General features: G+C 68.5%; 1 protein-coding gene. It reads right to left on the reverse strand.

The features are described from left to right. Window positions 1–149: 149 nt before the first annotated feature. Entirely contained in the window at window positions 150–1,325 is a 1,176-nt protein-coding gene (locus K9U41_RS22835) for a phosphoserine transaminase (protein ID WP_282643130.1), read from the reverse strand. Window positions 1,326–1,395 lie beyond the last annotated feature (70 nt).

Here is a 1,395-nt window from a genome sequence, read left to right on the forward strand (position 1 = left end):
CCCCAGCCCTCGCCCGCCCGAAGGCGGATACTTCCGGCTTCGGCTGCGGGGAACCAAACTCGGCAACAGCCGAGTTTGGGCGGGAGAGGGGGCAGGGCGGTTCAGTCGCCCAGCCAGCCCTCACGCCGCCAGACCTCACGCCGCCGAAATCACGCGGCCTTGGGCAGCGCGGCCTTGGCTTCGGTGAAGGCCCAGTCGAGCCAGTGGGTCAGGGCTTCCACGTCGGCCCGTTCCACGGTGGCGCCGCACCAGATGCGCAGGCCGGGAGGGGCGTCGCGATAGGAGCCGATGTCGTAGGCGATGCCACCCTTCTCAAGGCCGGAGGCGATGGCCTTGGCGAAGGCCGCCTGCGCGTCGGCGGGCAGCGACGTCACGTCCGCATCCACCACCTTCAGGCAAACGGACGTGTTGGAGCGCGTCACCGGGTCGGTGGCCAGAAAGTCCACCCACGCCGTGCGGTGCACCCACTGGGCGATGGCCTCGAAGTTGCGGTTGGAGCGCTCCTGCAGGGCGCTAAGCCCGCCCACGTTCTTCGCCCACTTCAGCGCGTCGAGATAGTCTTCCAAGCACAGCATGGAGGGCGTGTTGATGGTCTCGCCCTCGAAGATGCCTTCGATGAGCTTGCCGCCCTTGGTGAGCCGAAAGATCTTCGGCAGCGGCCAGGCCGGCTTGTAGGTCTCCAGCCGCTCCACCGCGCGCGGGGAGAGGATGAGGATGCCGTGGGCGCCCTCGCCGCCGAGCACCTTCTGCCAGGAGAAGGTGACCACATCGAGCTTGGCGAAATCCAGCTTCTGCGCGAACGCCGCCGAGGTGGCATCGCAGATGGTGAGGCCGGCGCGGTCGGTCGGGATCCACTCCGCGTCCGGCACCATGACGCCGGAGGTGGTGCCGTTCCAGGTGAAGACCACGTCGTGGGAGAAATCCACCTGCGCGAGGTCCGGCAGCGCGCCATAGGGGGCGGTCAGCGCGCGGGCGTCGGCGAGCTTGAGCTGCTTGACCACGTCGGTCACCCAGCCTTCGCCGAAGCTTTCCCAGGCCAGCATGTCCACCGGGCGGGCGCCCAGCATGGACCACAGCACCATCTCCACGGCGCCGGTATCGGAGGCGGGGACGATGCCGATCTTGTAGTCCGCGGGCACTTCGAGCACGTCGCGGGTGAGGTCGATGGCCTCTTTGAGCTTGGCCTTGCCCACCTTGGCGCGGTGCGAGCGGCCCAGCGGCGCGTCCGAGAGGCCATCCAGCGTCCAGCCGGGACGCTTGGCACAGGGGCCGGACGAAAAGTTCGGGTTCTCCGGACGGGTGGCCGGAGCAGGATTCGCAGTCATGTATCCATCCTTACAGATGGGCGCCTCCCGTTGGGGGGAGGTGTCCCGCGGATGGGGTTACGCCCGAGGG

Source organism: Xanthobacter autotrophicus, from assembly GCF_029991245.1.
Taxonomy (GTDB): domain Bacteria; phylum Pseudomonadota; class Alphaproteobacteria; order Rhizobiales; family Xanthobacteraceae; genus Xanthobacter; species Xanthobacter autotrophicus_C.

Bases quoted from the DNA above. Each gene is read 5' to 3' on its own strand.
- K9U41_RS22835 (WP_282643130.1), bottom strand. From the start codon at position 1,325: ATGACTGCGAATCCTGCTCCGGCCACCCGTCCGGAGAACCCGAACTTT.